This window comes from Dissulfurispira sp. (assembly GCF_036745535.1).
Classification (GTDB): Bacteria; Nitrospirota; Thermodesulfovibrionia; order Thermodesulfovibrionales; family Dissulfurispiraceae; genus Dissulfurispira.
Map to the genome: position 1 here is coordinate 20,287 of NZ_DAIOFX010000011.1, position 16,514 is coordinate 36,800.

Annotated in this window: 18 protein-coding genes, 3 pseudogenes and 1 riboswitch; of the genes and pseudogenes, 5 read left to right on the plus strand and 16 right to left on the minus strand. The window is 45.0% G+C overall.

All coding sequences use genetic code 11. The annotated features are described in order from the left end of the window. The 3 genes and pseudogenes from V7L97_RS03910 to hisG all read left to right on the plus strand — a co-directional run. Nucleotides 1–294: iron-sulfur cluster-binding protein (locus V7L97_RS03910; protein ID WP_442891742.1), on the plus strand; the 294-nt coding region annotated here is incomplete at its 5' end. Next, a pseudogene (gltA, locus tag V7L97_RS12880) lies at nucleotides 294–1,698 on the plus strand (NADPH-dependent glutamate synthase). The gene V7L97_RS03910 and the pseudogene gltA, both read left to right, overlap by 1 nt. Before the next feature lie 72 nt (nucleotides 1,699–1,770). Next, on the plus strand, nucleotides 1,771–2,652 hold the full coding sequence (hisG, locus tag V7L97_RS03930; protein ID WP_333653544.1) for an ATP phosphoribosyltransferase: 882 nt from the start codon (nucleotides 1,771–1,773) through the stop codon (nucleotides 2,650–2,652). Between the two features lie 7 nt (nucleotides 2,653–2,659). Here the strand turns inward: hisG and V7L97_RS03935 are convergent, their stop codons facing one another. The 6 genes and pseudogenes from V7L97_RS03935 to V7L97_RS12885 form a co-directional block, all read right to left on the minus strand. Continuing rightward, nucleotides 2,660–3,709: a hypothetical protein gene (locus tag V7L97_RS03935; RefSeq protein ID WP_333653545.1), complete on the minus strand. Its 1,050-nt coding sequence runs from the start codon at nucleotides 3,707–3,709 to the stop codon at nucleotides 2,660–2,662. 7 nt (nucleotides 3,710–3,716) lie between these two features. Then, a complete protein-coding gene (locus V7L97_RS03940) occupies nucleotides 3,717–3,992 on the minus strand; it encodes a hypothetical protein (protein ID WP_333653546.1) in 276 nt (91 codons plus the stop codon). A gap of 22 nt (nucleotides 3,993–4,014) precedes the next feature. Further along, a riboswitch (cyclic di-GMP riboswitch) is annotated at nucleotides 4,015–4,091 on the minus strand. Nucleotides 4,092–4,189: 98 nt separating this feature from the next. After that, complete coding sequence (locus tag V7L97_RS03945; protein ID WP_333653548.1) at nucleotides 4,190–5,098, minus strand: hypothetical protein; 909 nt, start codon at nucleotides 5,096–5,098, stop codon at nucleotides 4,190–4,192. Nucleotides 5,099–5,260: 162 nt separating this feature from the next. Then, nucleotides 5,261–7,123, minus strand: a complete 1,863-nt coding sequence (locus V7L97_RS03950) for a spermidine synthase (RefSeq protein ID WP_333653549.1) — start codon at nucleotides 7,121–7,123, stop codon at nucleotides 5,261–5,263. After that, entirely contained in the window at nucleotides 7,035–8,255 is a 1,221-nt protein-coding gene (locus tag V7L97_RS03955) for a hypothetical protein (protein WP_333653551.1), read from the minus strand. Before V7L97_RS03955 ends, V7L97_RS03950 begins: the two co-directional genes overlap by 89 nt. Nucleotides 8,256–8,346: 91 nt before the next feature. Beyond that, nucleotides 8,347–8,583: pseudogene (locus V7L97_RS12885) on the minus strand (response regulator); the annotation flags it as partial. Here V7L97_RS12885 and V7L97_RS03960 point away from each other — a divergent pair. Then, nucleotides 8,468–8,788 carry a hypothetical protein gene (locus tag V7L97_RS03960; protein WP_333653553.1) on the plus strand — a complete coding sequence of 107 codons (321 nt, stop codon included), beginning with the start codon at nucleotides 8,468–8,470 and terminating at the stop codon, nucleotides 8,786–8,788. The pseudogene V7L97_RS12885 and the gene V7L97_RS03960 sit on opposite strands and share 116 nt — an antisense overlap. Nucleotides 8,789–8,793: 5 nt before the next feature. On the opposite strand, the gene V7L97_RS03965 is transcribed toward V7L97_RS03960, so the two are convergent. The 6 genes and pseudogenes from V7L97_RS03965 to V7L97_RS03990 all read right to left on the minus strand — a co-directional run bounded on the left by V7L97_RS03965 (nucleotide 8,794) and on the right by V7L97_RS03990 (nucleotide 12,704). Next, entirely contained in the window at nucleotides 8,794–9,753 is a 960-nt protein-coding gene (locus V7L97_RS03965; RefSeq protein ID WP_333653555.1) for a sigma-54 interaction domain-containing protein, read from the minus strand. Nucleotides 9,754–9,760: 7 nt separating this feature from the next. Beyond that, nucleotides 9,761–10,018: a response regulator gene (locus tag V7L97_RS03970; protein WP_333653557.1), complete on the minus strand. Its 258-nt coding sequence runs from the start codon at nucleotides 10,016–10,018 to the stop codon at nucleotides 9,761–9,763. After that, nucleotides 10,015–10,185, minus strand: coding sequence for a response regulator (locus V7L97_RS03975; protein WP_333653559.1), 171 nt, complete (start codon nucleotides 10,183–10,185; stop codon nucleotides 10,015–10,017). Before V7L97_RS03975 ends, V7L97_RS03970 begins: the two co-directional genes overlap by 4 nt. After that, nucleotides 10,182–10,880, minus strand: coding sequence for a two-component system sensor histidine kinase NtrB (locus V7L97_RS03980; RefSeq protein WP_333653561.1), 699 nt, complete (start codon nucleotides 10,878–10,880; stop codon nucleotides 10,182–10,184). Before V7L97_RS03980 ends, V7L97_RS03975 begins: the two co-directional genes overlap by 4 nt. Further along, on the minus strand, nucleotides 10,817–11,836 hold the full coding sequence (locus tag V7L97_RS03985; protein WP_333653562.1) for a PAS domain S-box protein: 1,020 nt from the start codon (nucleotides 11,834–11,836) through the stop codon (nucleotides 10,817–10,819). Before V7L97_RS03985 ends, V7L97_RS03980 begins: the two co-directional genes overlap by 64 nt. Before the next feature lie 167 nt (nucleotides 11,837–12,003). Beyond that, nucleotides 12,004–12,704 (minus strand): annotated as a pseudogene (locus tag V7L97_RS03990) (phosphate/phosphite/phosphonate ABC transporter substrate-binding protein). A 389-nt stretch (nucleotides 12,705–13,093) separates the two neighbouring features. On the opposite strand from V7L97_RS03990, the gene V7L97_RS04000 reads away from it, so the two are divergent. Then, on the plus strand, nucleotides 13,094–13,816 hold the full coding sequence (locus V7L97_RS04000; RefSeq protein ID WP_333653564.1) for a segregation and condensation protein A: 723 nt from the start codon (nucleotides 13,094–13,096) through the stop codon (nucleotides 13,814–13,816). Here the strand turns inward: V7L97_RS04000 and V7L97_RS04005 are convergent. The 4 genes from V7L97_RS04005 to V7L97_RS04020 form a co-directional block, all read right to left on the minus strand. Next, nucleotides 13,809–14,699 carry an HD-GYP domain-containing protein gene (locus V7L97_RS04005; RefSeq protein WP_333653566.1) on the minus strand — a complete coding sequence of 297 codons (891 nt, stop codon included), beginning with the start codon at nucleotides 14,697–14,699 and terminating at the stop codon, nucleotides 13,809–13,811. The genes V7L97_RS04000 and V7L97_RS04005 overlap by 8 nt on opposite strands. Before the next feature lie 142 nt (nucleotides 14,700–14,841). After that, the gene (locus V7L97_RS04010) at nucleotides 14,842–15,051 is read right to left on the minus strand and encodes a hypothetical protein (RefSeq protein WP_333653568.1); all 210 of its coding nucleotides are present in this window, start codon (nucleotides 15,049–15,051) and stop codon (nucleotides 14,842–14,844) included. A gap of 154 nt (nucleotides 15,052–15,205) precedes the next feature. Next, complete coding sequence (locus V7L97_RS04015; protein ID WP_333653570.1) at nucleotides 15,206–15,934, minus strand: sulfite exporter TauE/SafE family protein; 729 nt, start codon at nucleotides 15,932–15,934, stop codon at nucleotides 15,206–15,208. Continuing rightward, nucleotides 15,934–16,260: a PadR family transcriptional regulator gene (locus V7L97_RS04020; protein WP_333653571.1), complete on the minus strand. Its 327-nt coding sequence runs from the start codon at nucleotides 16,258–16,260 to the stop codon at nucleotides 15,934–15,936. The genes V7L97_RS04015 and V7L97_RS04020 overlap by 1 nt, the downstream gene beginning before the upstream one ends. Nucleotides 16,261–16,514 lie beyond the last annotated feature (254 nt).

A 16,514-nucleotide genomic window follows, 5' to 3' on the forward strand; every position in this document is an offset into this window, starting at 1 on the left:
TTGCGGCCCGCTCGGACAGCCCACACATATCCAGAAATATGGTCGCGTGATTCTTTTAATGTTAAAACAGTAGTGAGCCTGAATTCCATTATGATTGACGGCACAGGAATGTGTGGCGGATGCCGTGTATTTGTTGGCGGCAAGACAAGATTTGCATGCACTGACGGGCCTGATTTTGACGGCCATCAGGTGGATTGGGATATTCTCATCAACCGCCAGAAGACATATCTTAATGAGGAGAAGGAATCCTTCGAAGCGTGGAAGAAGCGTCATGCCTTTGCGATTTTCGAGTAATGTCAGAAGAAAAGAATAAACAGAAAATCATTCTTAATAAAACCCCCATTCCAGAGCAAGACCCCAAAGAGAGGAGTTCGAACTTTGAGGAAGTGACACTGGGCTATTCCCCTGAAATGGCCATTAAAGAAGCAGGGCGTTGCCTTCAGTGTAAGAAGCCATTGTGTGTTGAAGGTTGTCCTGTTCATATCCCGATACCTCAATTTATCAAAGCTATCAAAGAAGGTGATTTCAAGAATGCAATAGATCTGATAAAAACTGCAAGCTTTCTTCCTGCTGTTTGCGGAAGGGTCTGTCCGCAGGAAGACCAGTGCGAGAAGAACTGTTCTCTTGGCAAAAAGGCGAGCCGGTTGCCATTGGCCGTCTTGAGAGGTTTGCTGCTGATTATGCAATGCAGCACGGGAATGGAGATGTTATAGAGATTGCAGAATCGACAGGCAAAAGAGCAGCCATTGTTGGAAGCGGTCCTTCTGGATTGACCTGTGCTTATGATTTGGCCAGATTTGGCCATGAGGTGACCATATTTGAGGCACTTCACGAGGCAGGAGGGGTATTGATGTATGGAATTCCAGAGTTCAGGCTTCCCAAGGGGATAGTATCTCATGAGATCGATACATTGATAGCTATGGGAGTTGAGATTGTTACAAATTCAGTTGTGGGCAGGCTTACTACAATAGATGAGATAATGGCAGAGTTTGATGCGTGTTTTATTGGCACTGGTGCTGGTCTGCCAAAATTCATGGGAATAGAAGGTGAAAATTTAAACGGAGTTTATTCTGCCAACGAGTTTTTGACCAGGGTGAATTTAATGAGGGCTTATGCATTCCCTGAATACGATGCCCCGATTAAAAGAGGTCAGCGGGTAGTGGTTGTTGGCGGAGGCAATGTAGCTATGGATGCAGCGAGGTCTGCCCTTCGTCTGGGAGCTAAGGAGGCAACAATAATTTACAGACGTTCTGAAAGAGAGATGCCTGCAAGGAAGGAAGAGATCCACCACGCGAAGGAAGAGGGGATACGCTTTGAACTCCTTACAAGCCCTGTGAGAGTAATCGGTGAAGACGGATGGGTAAAGGCTGTTGAGTGTGTGAGGATGGAGCTTGGCGAGCCTGATGAATCAGGGAGGAGAAGACCTGCTGTAAAGAAAGGCTCGGAGTTCCAGATTCCTGTCGATATTGTAATAGTAGCAATAGGCACAGAAGCCAATCCCCTTGTGCCTCAAAGCACCGCGTGCTTGCCTTGAATGAATGGGGTTATATCATTGCCGATAAGGAGACCGGCCGCACAAGCAGGGAAGGCGTCTTTGCAGGAGGAGACATTGTGACAGGGGCTGCAACGGTTATTCTTGCAATGGGTGCTGGGAAAAAGGCAGCAAAGGCTATTCATGAATATTTGATGCGTACCTGAAATAGAAGGGATACAATTTGTTAATAATTTGAGTTAAAATAATATCTCTATAAATTCGGAAAGGAAATGGATATGAATAAAAATAAGAAACTTAAACTCGGACTTCCAAAGGGAAGCCTTCAGGAAGCAACATTAAAGATATTCAGAAAGGCAGGATACCACATAAGCGTTTCTTCACGCTCTTATTATCCGGTTTTTGATGACACCGAGATAGATTCCGTGCTCATCAGGGCGCAGGAGATGGCAAGATATGTGGAGGATGGCCATCTCGATTGCGGGCTGACTGGCAAAGACTGGATACTCGAACAGAATGCGGATGTTGTTGAGGTTGCAGAGCTCATTTATGGTAAGGGAGGTTTCAGCCCTGTTAAATGGGTTATTGCCGTGCCCATGGATTCAAAGATAAAGAGCGTTAAAGACCTCGAAGGAAAAAGGATTGCTACAGAGCTTGTTGGTTTTACAAAGAGGTACCTGAAGTCAAGGGGAGTAAAGGCAGAGGTGGATTTTTCATGGGGCGCAACAGAGGTAAAACCTCCCTATCTCGCTGATGCCATTGTAGAGCTTACAGAGACAGGGACATCATTAAGAGCAAATAATCTGAGGATAGTCGAGACTATTATTGAGTCCACAACAAGGTTTATTGCGAATAAAAAGGCATGGCAGGACAAATGGAAGAGGCAGAAGATGGAAAATATAGCTATGCTATTACAGGGTGCGCTTGCTGCAGAGGAAAAGGTAGGTCTCAAAATGAACGTTCCTGAAAAGGCATTTAAGAAGGTATTGAGTCTGCTTTCTGCAATGCACTCACCGACCGTATCCCCGCTTTCCGATACAGGATGGTATGCTGTCGAGGTTATAACAGATGAAAAGATGGTCAGGGATTTAATACCGAAGCTGAAGAGCATCGGTGCATCTGGGATTGTCGAGTATCCACTGAATAAGGTTATACCGTAATAAGATTTTATTTAACTGTCGTAAATATCTGTATTCTGCTGTTATCCCTGTCAGCAATGAACATCTCTCCCCTTTCCATTGATGCACAACTGAGACGGGTAATGGAGGAGCCCTTCCTTCCAGCCTGCTGCTCTGCCGCAGTGCGGCCCATTGCCTGTGCAGGGTTTACTGATGGGTCGGGGTATACAGCGCTGCCTGATGCATCAGCCACTGTCATGAATTCATTGCCGATAGGGAATCTTGTCATGCTGTCAAATCCTGAAGCATGTGCCCTGTGGCAGGAAAGGCACATTATCCTATCGCCGGCGACAGGTCCCTGAGTTGATGTTGTTAAGTTCTTAAGTGCTGTTATATCTGCCGAATTGTCGGTCTGAAACGGCACAAGGGATAGATATGCTGTGGCCTGAGTTCCTGTAAGGTCTCCTGTCTTTTTATAGCTGTTATAGATGTTTACGATCTCCGAAGGGAGATTAGCGCCTGCAGGATGAACCATTCCGCTGCCGAGGAAGCTGTGCAGTGCCTCGTGGCAGTTTGCACACCATTCCGATACGCCCTTTCCATATGCTACTCTCGTGTCTGTATCGGCTTCTGACCTGTTGTATGTGGAAGGCGCTACAGCGACCACAGGGGCATAAGAGAAGGCGTTGCTGCCGCTCAATGATTTAGGCTGATAGTTTACACCGGCAAGCAGCCTGTATGCACCCACGGCAGAGTTTGAATCAGGGGCGCTTCCATACGAACCCGAACCTTTTATAGTCTTCCCTGATGTTGCAAAAGTTGCCGATGTGCCGCTTGCTGCTGTCAGGCGGTATCTGCCGTGTGGGTCGTGGCAGCTCGAGCAGTGGAGACTTGAAGCAGGATAGTTCCCGCCTGGAGATGTGGCTAACTTTGAGTCTGCTACATAGCCGTAGTCTGAGGCAATGATATTATGGCCATGTCTTTCGCCTTTGCTATCCTCCTGGCCCGCACCTGCTCTCGGTATCCATGTGTATGTCTTTTTCAGCCATCCGAAGTCACCGCCCGGTGTCCTCTGGAGAGTGGCTGTGCCTGCAGGCATATCTGCTTCAGCAGTGCTGATGTGGTAGCTGCTCGGCCTGTGTCGCCTTGATGCTGATGGCAGTTAAGGCATGTGGAGCTCTGTCGGAGCCCTTTAAGAGATAGACGCCTGCTGAATATTGTGCGGTGTTGCCTGCAGCGTTGCCCTCAAAGGAGTTGTGCATTGTGTGGCATCCTTCGCACTCTGCAACGCCGCCCGAGTGGAAGGCAAAGCTGGTGCCGCTGAATCCGATTACAATAAGTGCGGCTGCCGTTAATACGAGACCAAATTTCAATGCTTTCATTTCAATCCTCCAAATTTTTTTCTCCGGCAACCCGGCCATCCTGCGTAGGATCCGTAGGCTTTGCGCCCCCACCTTTCGATGGGTTTACCTTTTTCGGAGGATTGCTCCGGTCGATAAAATCGATCCGGATAAGTTTTTACTTCATTGCCCCCTCTTTTAACATAGTTAAAGTCATTGCTTTCTACACACCACCTCCTTTATTGGTAAAGCAGGTCACGCTCCGTAATTCTGAAAACGCTGACCCCTCTGTGCCTGAGTTGTGTTACATAGAGCAATCCCTTGCCGTCTATGGCCAGATTTCTCGGACCTATTAGATTGCCTGGACGCAATCCCCGGAACCCGAATTCTGTAATGAACCTGAAATCCTTATCGAATATGAGGACCACACACCTGAGGGTGTCGGCAACGAGATAGTAATTGCCGGATCTGTCCTTCAGTATGTCGCCGGGCACCCCGAATTTCCCTGGAGCACTTCCGCGCTTGCCGAATTCTCTTACTTTTTTATCCGGCGATAAAGCGTATGCCTTTGCAATTACAGGGATGGTATAAAGGATGTTGCCCTCACTGTCGACATTGAAGCCTACAATGCCTGTATCTGCCCGCTCATTCTCTTTGATTCCGGAAAGAGCTGCGAGGTCATAAGAATCTTTGAAGTTGCCTTCCATGTCGGTAACTACCACCCTCATTGCACCCAGTGATGCGAAGTAGAACTGTCCTGTTTTGTGAATAATGCGGTTTGGAGAAAATCCCGAAAGCTCCGGTGGAAGATTCTTGATTTCAAGAGTGCCTACAGGCTCGCCCCTGAAATTGCAGCGGATAAGAGAATACCTGGAATTTCTATATGAGAGAATAATAATGTCTCCGTCTTTTGTAACCGCAACATCATAGATAGCGCCGAAATCTGCATTATCTCCGAAACGGTAGATTTCCATTCCCCGTTCGTTGAACACACGGATAATGCCTTCTGAAACAACATATATCTCGTTCCGCTCCTCGTCAGCAGCCACCCTGACCCAGTCAAAGTGTACAGGGCCTGTAAAGCTGGAGAGATTATAGAGAAAGGTCGGTTTCAGGTCTGCTGATGCGGTCTGAGCCGGAACGGCCATAAGGCAGATGACGATACCGAGAAGGAGATATTTTAGTTCTTTTTCCGTGTCTCATGCTTTATCGAATAGCAATGAGCATGCCATACAAATTTCTACAATAATATCAAGAGGTTGTAGCATGGGTACGAAAAATATGCGTGCAGAATCGGAAAAACCGCCGAATCAGGATGGTGAATTCACCAATCTCGATTCTGATTCATGTATCTTCGATGTTACGATTTCCTTTATCTTAAACATCATGGATTCCAACGAGGGCAGCCTTTTCCCTCTATCGAATGCAATTCTGGCTTCCTTGAGATATGCTTTCTGAATTGAAGATAGGACATCATCGACAAATCGGTTGATGAATTCATCCCGGTTCAAACCCGGAACATTCAGGTGGCCATAGATAACCCGGGCATTGTTATCGACAAAATCCACAATCGCCATCTCATCGCTGATGCGGCTTAAAACTGCAGAAATTTCAATAGTGACCTTAGCTCCCCTTTCATCCATCATGACAAGCGGCGGAGTCTGCTTAAGCAGCCTCGGCTCCCTTGCCATTAACGAGCTGTATTCGCTCTTTAAAAACCTTCCAGGCGCATACCACGGATATTTCCTATCCAGTTCATTCAATAAATAATTAAACCCGGCATTGAACTTCTCTCCGAGCAAAAGGATATGGGCTTTGTCATAGACTCCGGCAGCCTCGATATAAGTCTTCCATGGCCTGAACTGCTTTCCTCTGGCACTCTGCTCCTTTGCTGGAAGCAGATAGGGAAGGATGCTTTCGCGGTGTTTTACAATGGCATCGAGGTTGTTTGTCATTAGAAAACCCTTGCCCATTGATAGCGGCGCCGAGAATTCCAAGTAAAGGTTATTATCCGTATTAATGGTTCCACCCTCGCTGAATGCCTTCATGCCGTCAGTCCCCATAGCAAAATAGCTCAGAAGGTCTCTCGCTGAGCCCATCATAACCAGTTTCAAGGCATTCGATACGGCAGGGACAGATATCCTCCTTTCAAGTTCGGCTTCGTCAAAGACGATGGGGGTATTGCTCCCGATAATCACCGAATCATAGTATGTCAGCCAGAGGGCTGTATGCTTGAAATGCATGGTGAAGGTCTTTACAACAGATTTAAGGTCAGCAATTGTCAATTCATAAATAGGCAGCCACTGGCACATAACCCCGCCTTCGCGGAGGTGTTCCGAGGCGAGTTTAAAATATTCGGTCGTATAGAGATAGCCGGCGCCCCTGAACCATGGATGAATAGGGTCAGCAGTGATGACATCGTATTTTTCCTTTGTTGTGAGCAAGAAGTTGCGGCCGTCATTAAAAATTATTCTTAGTTTTGGATTGTCGAGGACATAGTTGTTGTAACGGCCAAAGGTTCTGGCAACACCGAGCACCTCCGGAGCAAGTTCTGCAAGTGTTATTTCCTTCACGCCCGGATGGACGGAAGTAGCGCCAAGTGTTATACCGCTGCCCAATCCAATCACAAGGACATTCTCGGGGTTTCTGTGAAGGAGCATTGGCAAATGACCGAGGGTAAACTGCAACTGGAGATCTCCGGGGGTATCCGATGCCTCTACTCTGCCGTTTGTCAGGAATGCCTGATTGCCGCCTTTTATCTTAATAGAGCTTACAATTGCTTCTACACCCTCTTTATAGTACAGGACATCCGTGTTTTCGAGGGCTTCTTTGATCTTATCCGGTGTATTGAAAGCATCGGGCTGGTTTGCGCGGAATACGGCAAAGTATTTCATATTCCACATCCTCAAAATATCATGGTTTATGCCGATGATGAGGAGCGCTGCTGCGATGCCTGCTTCTGTCCAGTTCATTAGCCTAACGTTCTTAATGCCTGCTAAAACAAGCAATCCGCAACCGATATTGACTATGGTGAGCATCTGGAGAGACCTCTCTATGCCGATAATATAGATAATCACAAACCCGCTAAATGCAGCTCCGAGTATTGCCCCGACCGTGTTGTATGCAAGCACCTCTCCGACAGCACTCCCTATCATTTTTTTTGTATCCGGCATGAATCTTACCCGCCAATGGGAAAGCAACTCCCATAAAGAAGGCAGGGATAACCATATAAATAAAAGCGAGTAAAAGGTTTGCCCATTGTCGGCTCTCGAATATATCGATCTTCATCTTTGTAAAGTAATCGTATAGCACGATTGAATTGACAGGCAGGTCGCGGATATAGAAGGTCACCAGCAGAGCGGTTACCCCGATGACGATCTGAACCATACCGAACCATGACATGGTTTTTCTAATCCCTTTATCCTCAGCCTTGAATATCTTGAACAGAGATCCCAGCGCCGCACTGCCAAGGGCTATGCCAGCAAGAAAAGCGATCAACATGGTGGTGAAGCCATAGACGCTCGCTCCGACAACGATGGTCAGGATTTTTGTCCACAGGACTTCATATCCGAGGGCGCAAAATCCACTGACCCCGATTCCCAAGAGGATCAGCTTTGCCTGAAATGGGTTTACTGCATTCAGGTTGGCAGCAGGTTCTGCCGGAAAATTGCCCGGAAGTTCTGCAAAAATTGGTATTTTCTTGCTATGAAGCAGGATGCTTAAAATACCGATGAGTATATTAATTGCGACTGCTATCTGAAAGGCAGCGGTAACGGAATAAAGGCGGAGGAAGAAGAACCCTGCTGCTGCTCCTGCTACTGCTCCAAGCGTGTTGAAACCGTAAAGAAAGGATAGATGCCTGCCGAGTTTGTCGGGCTGATCCGAGACAAACTTTGTCATGACCGGAAGCGTCCCTCCCATGAGTGTTGCCGGGACTATCAAAGCGGCTACAGAAAATAATATGCGAATGAATGAAAGATACAACGGATAATCGTCTTTGCCTTGAGCGAAAAAGGTATAAATTATGGGATAGATTTTCATCAATCCCATAAATATCAGAGCAAAAAGAGCTATCCCCATCTCGATGAGTCCGTATAACCTCAACGGCTTTCTGAGTCCATCGACATGTTTTCCTGTCAAATACCCGCCCAACGCCAATCCGGCCATAAAAACAGAAAGGACCGTGGTAACCGCAAGGTGTGAGCCTCCGAATATCAAGGTTAGAGAGCGAACCCATATAACCTGATACATAAGTGCTGCAGCGCCGGACAGGAAAAACATCGTGTAAATGAGTCCTAAAAACATGGATTGCATGCCTCTGTCCCCTGAAACTTTCTATCACTGATATGATATCCTGGAGGCGAACCGGCTTGAGGAGAAAGACATCTGCTCCTACCGTCAAAAAATCATCTCCGAGACGGTCTCCGCTCATGCCGATTATAAGTGCATCCGGATACTGGAAGCGCAGAACCTTTGTGAGTTCAATCCCGTTCATTCCCGGCATGCAGTAATCTGTGATGATGATACCAAAGTCCGAGTCTTCAAGAAGCTTAAGTGCAGAGGTTCCGTCGCAGGCGCTGCTGACGGTAAAGCCATGCAGACTGAGCGCATCGAAGAATATCCTTCTGACCAAATCGCTGTCATCAACGACAAGCACATTTCTATTCCCTATCATAAAAGTCTCCTTTCCCTGTTCAACCAGAGAAGGAATATCTCTTAAGGGACGGGTAGTAAGGACAGATGGAAATAAAGATGACGGAAGAAGATACGGGCTTGGAATACAACTGACAGAGCAGCCATCCGATTACTCCTTCCTTATAGACTCCTTTCTGACTTGATATTCTTATTCCAGTCCGAACTTCTTTATCTGGTACCTGAGGGAGTCATAGCTTATATCCAGGAGCTTTGCCGCAAGGGTCTTGTTGTGCTTTGCCTTTTCGAGGGCCTGCATAATAAGGTCCTTCTCAACCTCATCCAGGGATATTCCTGTGTCAGGAAGAGTAAATCCTCCGTTAGAAGGCTGGACCGTGCTTGTTGGCTGGCTGGTCAGCCATGCAGGCAGATGCTCCGGGAGAATATATTCGGCATTCTCAAGCACCACAAGCCTTTCAACAAGATTCCTGAGTTCCCTCACATTGCCGGGCCAATCGTAAATGGTCAGGATTTTTTCGGCCTCTGGAGAAAAGCCTTTAATGACCTTGTTGTTATACCTTGTTGCAAAGTATGAGAGGTAATATCTTGCGAGTGCCGGTATATCTTCTTTCCTCTCCCTGAGAGGCGGGATGTGTAAATAGAAGGTGCTCAGCCTGAAAAACAAGTCCGTTCTGAACTCACCTGTCTTGACGGCCTCCGAGACATTTCTATTGGTTGTAGCAATCACTGTTACATTAATGGGTATTTCTTCCTTTCCACCGATACGCCTTACCGCCCTTTCCTCGAGCACCCGCAATAACTTTCCCTGGAGGTCCATTTTCATATCGCCTATCTCGTCGAGGAGTATCGTGCCGCCGTCTGCCATCTCGAATATCCCTTTCTTGTCGGACTTCGCATCGGTGAACGACCCTTTTTCATAACCGAAAAGTTCGCTCTCCAGCAGGGTCTCAGGCAAGGCAGTGCAGTTAACCGCTATATATGGAATGCATCTTTTTGAACAGTCTCCATGCATTAACCTGTGAATGTATCTCGCTATCAACTCTTTTCCCGTTCCGCTTTCTCCAGTTATGAGTATGCTCTGGACTTTGGCCTCCGCCAGCTTCTCTGCCTTTGCCTTCAGATCCTCTACCTGGCCCGATGCTCCTATCAACTCCCTCTCAAAAAAATGTGGAATTGACCTTCCTGAGGTATTCCACTTCCCGCTTGAGCTTTCTTTTTTCGAGTATATTGCTTACTACAATCTTGACCTCATCTATATTACAGGGCTTTGTCAGGTAATCTGCCGCGCCGAATTTCATCGCTTTAACGGCGGTTTCAGCAGTATCGTCCGCTGTCAGCATTATAATTTCGGCACCGATCCCCTGCTCCTTGAATTTTTGCAACAAATCGATGCCGCTTTGCCCTGGGAAGTTCACATCCAGTATATTATTACGTCAGGAGACTTTGCTTTAACCTTATTGACCGCATCCTCTGTTGTTGTCAGCGAACTCACCTCATAGCCCTCGTTGGTCAATGCCTTCTCGAGGATCGAGACAATAAGCTCATCGTCGTCTATTATAAAAATCTTCCCCTTACCACTCATGCTAACCGCGCCTCCTCCTGTTTGATAGGAATATTTATGCCGAACACTGCTCCCCCTCCTAAATTGTTCCTTATGCTGATACTGCCTCCGTGCTGCTCTATAAGCCGCTTACTTATGGACAGACCCAGTCCCGTGCCCCTTGACTTTGTTGTGAAGAACGGCTGGAATATTTTATTCTGCAACTCTTCACTGATCCCGTTGCCTGTATCGGATATTTCTATAATTATGGAGGCTGCCGCAGGCTCGTAGGAAGTCTTTACGCTTATCGTCCCGCCATCGGGCATGGCATCCACTGCGTTGAGAAATATGTTCAGGAATACCTGCTGCAACTGCATGGGGTCAGCCATGGTCTCGGGGAGATCATCGTCAAAATCCCTTGTGATGTTTATTGCTTTTGAGAAGGCCGTATCTTTAAAGGAAAATGCAATAGACTTATCGATGATATTATTCATATTCACGGCAATCATCTGCGGCTTAAGCGGCCTGGCAAAATTAAGGAACTCCTTTATTAGTAATTCGATACGTCTGATCTCTGATCCCATTTTTAACATTATATCCTTCTGCTCTTCCGAGAAGGAACTTCCTTCCAGCAGGTATTCTATGGATATTTTGATGCCAGCAAGGGGGTTTTTTATTTCATGGGCAAGCCCTGCTGCCAGCTCTCCGGACACCCTAAGTTGTTCGGTGCGCTGCAATTTCTCCTCCGCCGTCTGCGTTCGGCAATATCCCTGTCAAAGGCAAGAATATATTTGCGATCGAAAATTTCGAAAAGCCCGGCGGTCACTTCGACAGGAAAGACAGTGCCGTCCTTTCTGCGGTGGTGGAGTTCTCCTTTAAGCTGCTTGCCCTCTAAAATGTGATGCATGCGCTGCGGTACCCTTTCGGCATCCTCCGGAACATCGAGGTCTTTGATATTCATGGTCAGTAATTCGTCAACGGTGTATCCGTGCATTTCTGCTACTGCCCTGTTTGCAGCCACAATCCTGCCTGCATTCTCTCCATCGGTATCGAGGATAAAAATGGCATCGCCTGCACTCTCAAAAAGCATCCTGTAACGCTTCTCGCTTTCCTCTATTTTACGCATATGCTCTTTCAGCGAGGTAGCCATTTCATTAAAGGACTCTGCTACTTCTCCAAATTCATACTTCAAGCCTCCAATTCTGTAATCAAGGTCGCCTCCCTTTAATTTATGAGTTGCGTTAAGGAGTGACTTGACAGGATTCGTTAACCCTTTTATAAAAACAAAGGCCAGCGCAGCAGTCAGAAAAGGGCCTGCTGCGATAAGTATAAACAATATGATTTTTGTGTTGTTAATCTCCATGAGGGAGGAGCGGGTTTTTTCTTCAAGCCTGCTGCTTGTAAATGTTATCATATTGTTTAACTTTGTAATCAGTTCATCCCCTGTCCTGAAGGCATTGTCTTCCTCTGCCTCCAGCCTGCTGATATTGGCCCTTATGGTTAAAACCCTGCTGAATGCCTCTTTGTATGTTTCCACATGACTCTTCAGATCGCTAAGCTTTGCATTTACGGCCTCGGAGTGATGACAGTCAAAACATGTGTCGACTATGCCGGTCAGGTTCTTTACATGATTCACAATGGTATCAACGCCCCTTGCATGGCGCGTGTTCTTTAGGGTGAGATCGGTCTGCACTTTTTTAACATGGATCAATAGGTGTTCCCTGAGTATTTCAACCTGATGGAGTTGTATGAGTTTATCAAGCCTTGAGGCGGTCTTCTCGATATTAATGAATTATATATATCCCGCCAAGAAAGAAAATCACGGAAAAGATGCTTAAACCTATATTTTTATCATTGCTGCTAATTCATGTAATCATATGTAGCGAGATTCAGACCTATCTCTTTTGCATATCTGAACACGGGTTCATAATTGCTATCCCTTGTTTCGATAAACCTCCTGGCGCCGAATCCCTTTAATATATTACTGCCGGTCGGGTCATTATGCATATTCAAAAGCGTCTCTTTCAGTTTATTTTTTAGTGAGCTATCCATGTTTTTTCTCACAGCCAGACTATTCTCAGGCACATCGGGAGATCTTTCAAGAATAACAAGCTTGTCTTTTATTCTAACATCATCATTCGAGAGCCTTTCATATACGGTATCTTTTGCAGCCCCGATATCTGCCTTTTTATTAAGGACGTCATAAATTGCATCCTCGTGGGTTCCTGTAAAGTAAGCCTCTTTAAGATATTTTTTGTAATCTTGAATTCCGTGCTTTTTAAGGTATGCCAGTGGAAGGAGATAACCTGCTGTTGTTGCCTTATCAACAAAGGCGAATCTTTCCCCTTCATATCTTTTATAGTTTTGATGCCGCTGTCTTTCCTGACAAATATCAACCCATGGTATGTGGATGTGCCGTCCACCAACTCCGGCCTTGCGATGACTTCAAGGCCCAATTTTGCATGCGCAAGGGCGTAAGTGAAACTTCCGAGGAATGCGCCGTCCATATTCTCGGAAACAAAGTTGTTAATGATGTTTCCATAGCGTGGAAGGACTTTCAATTCTATCTTAATCCCGACCTTTTTGAGAGGTAATCGGCAATCGGTTCATACCGTTCAACCTGTTTAAATATATTCTGCTCCGGGATAAGACCTATAACGAGAGGCTTTTCATGAAAGGTTTTTTTGAGGGGATGGTTCTTCTCTCTTTCCGCAGCAGGTTATCATGACAAACAAACTAAGACATAATGCAAGAAAGAGTATCTTCTTACCCATATTCAAATCATAACGTTTTCCAAGACATATTTCAAGGTTTCGAATCTATTAATAAGATAAATAATGCGGGAGAGAAGGCAGAAGATGACTTTTGCAAACTATATGTTTTATTATAGCGTTATGGAAGAGGCCTATAATGGTCAGTTTTGTCAGGTCTGAGGCTAAATCTACAAGTTATGGAAGAGGCCTATACTATAAAGGTTCCCGTATTTGAGGGGCCGCTTGACCTGTTACTGCATTTAATTAAAGAGAACAAGATCGATATTTACGACATACCTATTGCTGTTATCACAAAGCAGTACCTCGAATACATCGAAATAATGAAGGATCTCAACCTCGAGATCGCCTCCGAGTTCCTTGTAATGACTGCAACCCTTATCTATATAAAATCCCGTATGCTCCTTCCTCCTGATGAAACCATAGAAACTGAAGAGCAGGAAAACCCCCGTGCAGGGCTTGTCCAGAGGCTTCTCGAATATCAGGCATATAAAGAGGCATCCGGCACATTAAGGGAAAGGGAAGAAGTATGGGCTAATATCTTTTCAAGACCGCCCATGGACAGGGATGAGATTGAAGCAGAGCCCGAGCTGTATTTGTTCGATGTAAACATCTTTGACCTCATGGGTGCATTGAAGAAAATAATGAGCAGGGTTCCTTCCGAGGCAATAAAGATAACGAGGGAGACCCTGACCGTAAAGGACAGGATTGCGATGATACTGGATAAAATGGAAAGCGAGCATACAATGAGATTCGACGCACTCTTTGAGAAAGACACCACGAGGGTTCAGATAATAGTCACATTCCTTGCATTGCTTGAGATCTTAAGGCTCGGACTTATACGTGCTTATCAGGACAAAGAGTTCGGGACAATATGGATTATGAGGCATACTACTACTTAACCCTGCCCAACATTTTAACGAACTCTTTTAATAGTTCATGGTCGTAATTTATTGTCTCCTTTGCAATCACCGATAACGCAAAAAAAGGCGTAAGCGGATATTTTTTGATTCTCGGTGTTGTCAGGGCATCATAACAATCTGCAATTGCCGTTATCCTGCCGAATAGTTTTATGGCCTCCTCTGACAGCCCTGAAGGATAACCCTTACCCGAAAGTTTTTCGTGGTGTTGTAAAACCGCATCAAAGGATTCTTCGGGTATATTGTTGTGGGTGCGTAAAATCTTTTCTCCCTCGATGACATGAGTTTTAAATATCTGGAACTCGGTATTATCAAGGCTTCCCTGTTTGTTAAGGATTTCATGGGGGATGGCACTTTTCCCTATGTCGTGCAGTAATGCCCCTATCCCCAGCTTTTCTATATCCTCCCTCTTCAATCCTATTGCAGCCCCCAATCCCGCCGACATGACCGCAACGTTTACAGAGTGGATATACGTGTAATAGTCGTAAGTTTTTAATGAGACCATGTCATATATCACATCCCTGTCTTTTAATACACAGTCGACTATTTTAGCTACCAATTCTTTTGATGCCTTTATATTTTCGCTGTTGAACGGGTTATCAAAAAGGTCTTTTACAGTAATTTTTGCATTTTCTTTGACAACAATTGTTTTTATTTTGAATTTATCCTCTTCAGAGATGTTTTCCGATTTCAATAGAGAGTTCAGGTATCCCTGATAAAGTGAAATGTCGGATTTCTTGATGACAATGTCGCCCTCGGTGGTTAATACCTCCTCGCTTATTATTTCAGGGCGTTTGGGCGTGGCCTCCAATAGTATTGTAAAGCTGAGTTTATTCAATAAAAAAAGACTGAAGTTTACTTCCATTCCCGGGATCAGAAAAACCCTGTCTACCGGATAATGCTGCTCCTTATAGAATGAGTATTCCTTAAATGTTTTAGAACCATTGTCGATGGAATCCTTTTTGGAAGGGTTATTTTGAAGATAGGAGTAAAGCGATAAACTGTCTTCACCAGCAACATATACTCTTGATATTCCCTTTTTCTTTCAGGATATTTCTTGCAAGGCTCGTGAATATTGTTTCCTTGTTGAATAATGGCTTGATGTCGCTTTTGTCCTCTACAAAGACATTAAATGGGAGACGTACTCCTACAACAAGCTTATCAGCTTCTATCGGGACGTATGCATCAGCGTCTACTTCTCTATACTTTGTACCCATAGGCTTTATGGCAATGGCTTCAGACTCTTTAAGATTATAAAACAGATCGAATAAACTTTTTCAGTAAATTTTCTGTTAATTTCCTGCGGCATGCAAGTCACTTTGTGAAAAAGACATGGCAATCTTTACGAATTTGTCTTTAAGTAATATATTTTTAGATTATTCTAATCGTCAGAAGCACTCCGATTATTACTATCATGGCTGCAATATATATCTTAAAAGTCTTAAGGGATATTTTCTGCAAGAATCTCTTCCCTGCAAATGTCCCTGCAAATGCAGATGCGGTCGTTATAAGCAAAAGCAATCCATTATTCGTAAGCACATCCCTGTTGCTGAAGATATAAACAGGTATCCTTGTAACATCCACAACAGAGGCAATAATCGCTGCCGTTGCTACGAATGTCTCTTTAGTAATGTTATAGTTGAGCAGATATGCGCTTCGTATTGCGCCCTGATTGCCGACAAAGCCTCCTAAAAGCCCTGAAAGAAAGCCGCCGATGAAATCTATCTTTTTGGGAAGCCTCAGTTTTTCTCCAAATCCGGTTGCCTCTTTTAAGCCGAGGAATATCAAAATTATGCCGAGCAAAATTTTCACTCCAGATGAGTCCATTTTGCCCTGCAAAAATGCGCCTATAAATGCTCCAATCAGCGTCAAAATACCAAAGCGTTTTAAAATATCAATATTTATATGTCTGCTGAAAAGAGAGATTTTAAGGAGATTATTAGAAAGATGCACGACAGCTACAATTAAAATGGCGATCTTTACATCATAGAACACAAGAAAGACAGGCGTAAGGATTGTTCCGAGTCCGAAGCCTGTCATCAGGGTCAGGGCTGCTGATAAAAATGCCGCTAAGATTGGAATCAAGATATTTATTTCCATTATTCCATCACCTCTCCCACCAGTTCGTTTATTTTTTCCTTAATCTTCCTTAATCCCTTAATACCTTTAGGAGTTGTCCTGTAATACTTCCGTACCTTGCCGCCAACATTTTCTGAATATGACTTCAGAAGATTTTCTTCCTCAAGCTTGTGAAGAATCGGATAGAGTGTTCCAGGACTCAGTTTGTAGCCGTGCCTTCCAAGCTCCTCAATGAGCCACAAACCATAGACAGGCTCTCTGGCTGCATGGTGCAGGATATGGATTTTTATAAAACCTAAAAAGAAGTCTCTAATCATATTTATATTTATTTTTAAGTTTATTTTCATTCAGCTTGCCAGCTCAACGCTTATAGATTGGAGAGGGATTTTTATAGTTATAGCCGCTACCGCAGCAGGAATGCGTTTTAAGTTAAATGCTGCATGGCTGGTGGTTGGAGGTGCAGTTGCAGGGTGGTTTTTAAAGATGTTTTAAGAGGGGCAGGATTAATCCTGCCCCTCTTAAGGTTTTTACTGCCCTTCTACATTAATGGCATTTGCCGCAGGCATTTGTATAAGGTATGGGCATGGCCTTTCCGGGGTCG

Excerpts from the sequence above, each read along its gene's own strand:
- V7L97_RS03955 (WP_333653551.1), bottom strand. The coding sequence starts at position 8,255 with ATGTTTTTAGGACTCATTTACACGATGTTTTTCCTGTCCGGCGCTGCA.
- V7L97_RS04015 (WP_333653570.1), bottom strand. The coding sequence starts at position 15,934 with ATGGAAATAAATATCTTGATTCCAATCTTAGCGGCATTTTTATCAGCA.
- hisG (WP_333653544.1), top strand. The coding sequence starts at position 1,771 with ATGAATAAAAATAAGAAACTTAAACTCGGACTTCCAAAGGGAAGCCTT.
- V7L97_RS03935 (WP_333653545.1), bottom strand. The coding sequence starts at position 3,709 with ATGCCTGCAGGCACAGCCACTCTCCAGAGGACACCGGGCGGTGACTTC.
- V7L97_RS03950 (WP_333653549.1), bottom strand. The coding sequence starts at position 7,123 with ATGCCGGATACAAAAAAAATGATAGGGAGTGCTGTCGGAGAGGTGCTT.
- V7L97_RS03940 (WP_333653546.1), bottom strand. The coding sequence starts at position 3,992 with ATGAAAGCATTGAAATTTGGTCTCGTATTAACGGCAGCCGCACTTATT.
- V7L97_RS04000 (WP_333653564.1), top strand. The coding sequence starts at position 13,094 with ATGGAAGAGGCCTATACTATAAAGGTTCCCGTATTTGAGGGGCCGCTT.
- V7L97_RS04010 (WP_333653568.1), bottom strand. The coding sequence starts at position 15,051 with ATGGGTACAAAGTATAGAGAAGTAGACGCTGATGCATACGTCCCGATA.
- V7L97_RS03975 (WP_333653559.1), bottom strand. The coding sequence starts at position 10,185 with ATGAGTGGTAAGGGGAAGATTTTTATAATAGACGACGATGAGCTTATT.
- V7L97_RS04005 (WP_333653566.1), bottom strand. The coding sequence starts at position 14,699 with ATGGAAGTAAACTTCAGTCTTTTTTTATTGAATAAACTCAGCTTTACA.
- V7L97_RS03945 (WP_333653548.1), bottom strand. The coding sequence starts at position 5,098 with ATGGCCGTTCCGGCTCAGACCGCATCAGCAGACCTGAAACCGACCTTT.
- V7L97_RS03960 (WP_333653553.1), top strand. The coding sequence starts at position 8,468 with ATGATGATACCAAAGTCCGAGTCTTCAAGAAGCTTAAGTGCAGAGGTT.
- V7L97_RS04020 (WP_333653571.1), bottom strand. The coding sequence starts at position 16,260 with ATGAAAATAAACTTAAAAATAAATATAAATATGATTAGAGACTTCTTT.